Here is a 3,049-nt window from a genome sequence, read left to right on the forward strand (position 1 = left end):
TTTGTTTTGATGCAAGATGTCAGAGTATTAATCGTAGCAACGGCGGCTGTCTCGCGTGCGGGTTTAGCCGCCGCGCTGTCGATCGATCCGGGGATTTGTGTAGTGGGAACTATGGCAGATCTAGATCCGCTCGTGGAGGAAGTCGAGCGCGTTCGAGCCGATGTGCTGTTGCTCGATCTGGGCGATTCGCCGCAAAATTCAGTCTGGGAAAAATTGTACCAATTTCAAGCTACCCAATCGCCACCGGGAATGCCGATCGCCTTGTATGATTGGGAAGGCGACTTGGCTGCGGCGATGCGGGTTGGGGTGATGGGAATTTTGCCTGCTACCAGTACCGAACGAGAACTGAGTGCGGCGATTGTGGCGATCGCTAGTGGCTGGGTGGTATTTCACCCTACCGCCCTGGAACTGCTGGATCTACGGGAAAAAGTGCCCGATTCGGTTGGCATTTTAACGCCACGGGAGCTGGAGGTACTAGTTCGGATGGGTTCTGGCTTGGGCAATAAGGCGATCGCATACAATTTACACATTTCCGAGCATACGGTCAAATTTCACATCTCATCAATTTTCCAGAAGTTAGCCGTTTCCACCCGCACGGAAGCAGTGACGGCGGGAGTAAGGATGGGCGCGATTTTGCTGTGACGCGACGATCGATCGTCGCGTCTGGTGTCGAAGATATGAAAGTTATGACCTAAATTTAGGCATATTAATAGTAATGCTACTTAAATTGTATCTTGCGACCATGACTCAAAATGCGACCCCAATTGATTTCACGATCGAATTCGAGCGCGAGATTACCGAATTAGAAACGGCGATTTCTACACTCAAACATCGTCAGGCAGATATTGAGTTAGCCGATCGCGAGCGTGTAGTATTAGAGCGTCAGCGCAATGAATTAAAGCAAAAAGGCACCAAGCAGCCCCAAATCGCGCAGGAACTGGCACAAATTCGATCGCGCTTGGAAGAATTAGATCTGATTGTAGAATCCCGACTGCTGAATATGTGGGAACCCTTTTGGCAAGCCGTCCGATTTGGTGGTTTAGGCATCGCGCTCGGCTGGTTTATTTCTACTTGGGGAAGATAGGCTGTTAACCCAAGTTACTAGTTATGGGTTTTTAGTGGGATAGGTGTTAGGTCTTAGCTGTTAGGTTTTAGGTTTTATCCCATCGCTAATACCCAATACCCAATACCCAAATCTTTAACCTTGGTGATAACTAGCAGCGTTATTAAAAACTAATTGCATGTTGTATCGTGTTACCATCCCGATTAGGATGAATACCATCACAATCTAAACACATTTTATATGTCACGTAGAATCTCACTGTGGGCGGGGACGATCGGGTTAGGATTGACAGTTGCGATCGTGCAACCCATTATTGCTAAAAGTTCTGTGGAAGTGGTTAATTCGACTAGATCGATCGATCCCACGATCGTCATAGCAAGGGGAAGAAGAGTTACTAGCGATAACTTTGGCTCGGCGATGCAAAAGTATCAGCAAGGTGATTTTCAGGGCGCGCTAGCCGATTATAATCGTGCCATTAAAAATAATCCCCAAAGTCCGAATGCTTATTATAATCGCGGATTGCTCAAAGCAGATAAGCTGCAAGACTTTCAGGGCGCATTATCAGATTACAATCGCGCCATTAAACTCAAGCCTAATTATGATGCTGCTTACAACAATCGCGGCAATCTCAAAGCAGATAAACTGCAAGATTATCAAGGGGCATTATCTGACTACAATCGAGCCATTAAACTCAAGCCGAGAAATGCTAGTTCCTATTACAATCGCGGCATTCTTAAATACACCTATTTAAAAGACTCAACTGGGGGCATTGCCGATCTCCAACAAGCCGCCAAACTATCGCAAAGACAAGGGAATACCCAAGAGGCTCAATTAGCAACCGATTTACTAAATCAATGGCAACAGACTACCGGAAAATAAATTAGGTAAGGGTTTTTCGTCTAAACACAATAAACCCGACTGCTGGGATCGGTCGGGTTTATGCCTCAACAGCGATCGATAAAATCGATAATATTTAGTTGTTTTTCACAGGTGTACCCATCGTTGACTGTTTGGATTTAGGCGGATTGAGACTGCGGAAATACAAACCCCCGATCGATCCTAAAAATCCGAGATAAGCTAGTGCTTGCACTAAGTACAGCTTATCGGTATAACCAAATAACGCACTCAATAATAAGCCTGGGAATTTATCTTCGGGCAATACCTTAGTTGTATTCCAGACTAAGCTGCCCAGATTACAAGAATGCACCTTAGTAAATTTCTCATAGAAAAAGCACATCCCAGCAGATTTTCGATCGCTCTGCGCGATTGTCGCGATCGCCGTATCGAAATGTCCTAGTGAAGATACCACCAAACCAGATACAATCAGCAGTAATAATACGCCCATAATCTGGAAAAAGCGGCGGATGTTAATCTTTACTCCCCACTTAAACAACAACGCCCCAATTCCGGTAGCAACCGTCAATCCGGCTAGCGAACCGAGGGACGGAATCAAGCCTTGTTGAAACTTGGCGACGATAAATAAGACGGTTTCAAATCCTTCGCGCAAGATCGCCACAAATACTAGGGTAAATACCCCCCAGCCTGCATTTGTCGCCATCGCTTGTTGAATTGCCCCTTCTACCTGCGCCTTCATAAATCTGGCTTGTTTGGTCATCCAGATTAGCATCCAACTGAGCATGACGATCGCCACCAGCCCAAATATCGCCTCTAGAAAGAGTTCTAATGTCGCCGCATAGGGGTTTTGAGACTGCGATAATGCTTGAGCTGCTTGAGATAGCAATACCCCAACCATGCCACTCGCTGCGATCGCCGCTGAGATGGCTGCATACACCCAGATGCTCAAGTGGCTCTGTTTTGACTTTTTCAGGCAAGCAAGCACGATACCGACCACAAGGGCGGCTTCTACCCCCTCTCTGAGGGTAATTACGAATGTGGGCAAAGCCGAACTAAAATCCACGATCTTAAAATATAGGTGTAAGAATATGTCTAAAAAATCCCCTCCAAGGAGGGCAGGCTGGAAAAATC

The 3,049-nt window shown here is 46.4% G+C and carries 4 protein-coding genes; 3 read left to right on the forward strand and 1 reads right to left on the reverse strand.

Annotated elements, in window-relative coordinates; genetic code table 11:
* The first annotated feature begins 9 nt into the window (after positions 1 to 9).
* The 3 genes from RMO79_RS01930 to RMO79_RS01940 all read left to right on the forward strand — a co-directional run bounded on the left by RMO79_RS01930 (position 10) and on the right by RMO79_RS01940 (position 1,942).
* Positions 10 to 642, forward strand: a complete 633-nt coding sequence (locus tag RMO79_RS01930; protein WP_396136497.1) for a response regulator transcription factor — start codon at positions 10 to 12, stop codon at positions 640 to 642.
* A 100-nt stretch (positions 643 to 742) separates the two neighbouring features.
* Positions 743 to 1,084, forward strand: coding sequence for a hypothetical protein (locus tag RMO79_RS01935; protein WP_310481366.1), 342 nt, complete (start codon positions 743 to 745; stop codon positions 1,082 to 1,084).
* A 219-nt stretch (positions 1,085 to 1,303) separates the two neighbouring features.
* Positions 1,304 to 1,942: a tetratricopeptide repeat protein gene (locus tag RMO79_RS01940; RefSeq protein WP_310481367.1), complete on the forward strand. Its 639-nt coding sequence runs from the start codon at positions 1,304 to 1,306 to the stop codon at positions 1,940 to 1,942.
* A gap of 94 nt (positions 1,943 to 2,036) precedes the next feature.
* On the opposite strand, the gene RMO79_RS01945 is transcribed toward RMO79_RS01940, so the two are convergent.
* On the reverse strand, positions 2,037 to 2,981 hold the full coding sequence (locus RMO79_RS01945) for an FTR1 family protein (RefSeq protein ID WP_396136498.1): 945 nt from the start codon (positions 2,979 to 2,981) through the stop codon (positions 2,037 to 2,039).
* Positions 2,982 to 3,049: the final 68 nt, after the last annotated feature.

It is taken from the genome of Chamaesiphon sp. VAR_48_metabat_403 (assembly GCF_031422475.1).
GTDB lineage: Bacteria > Cyanobacteriota > Cyanobacteriia > Cyanobacteriales > Chamaesiphonaceae > Chamaesiphon.

Bases quoted from the DNA above. Each gene is read 5' to 3' on its own strand.
- RMO79_RS01935 (WP_310481366.1), top strand. From the start codon at position 743: ATGACTCAAAATGCGACCCCAATTGATTTCACGATCGAATTCGAGCGC.
- RMO79_RS01940 (WP_310481367.1), top strand. From the start codon at position 1,304: ATGTCACGTAGAATCTCACTGTGGGCGGGGACGATCGGGTTAGGATTG.
- RMO79_RS01930 (WP_396136497.1), top strand. From the start codon at position 10: ATGCAAGATGTCAGAGTATTAATCGTAGCAACGGCGGCTGTCTCGCGT.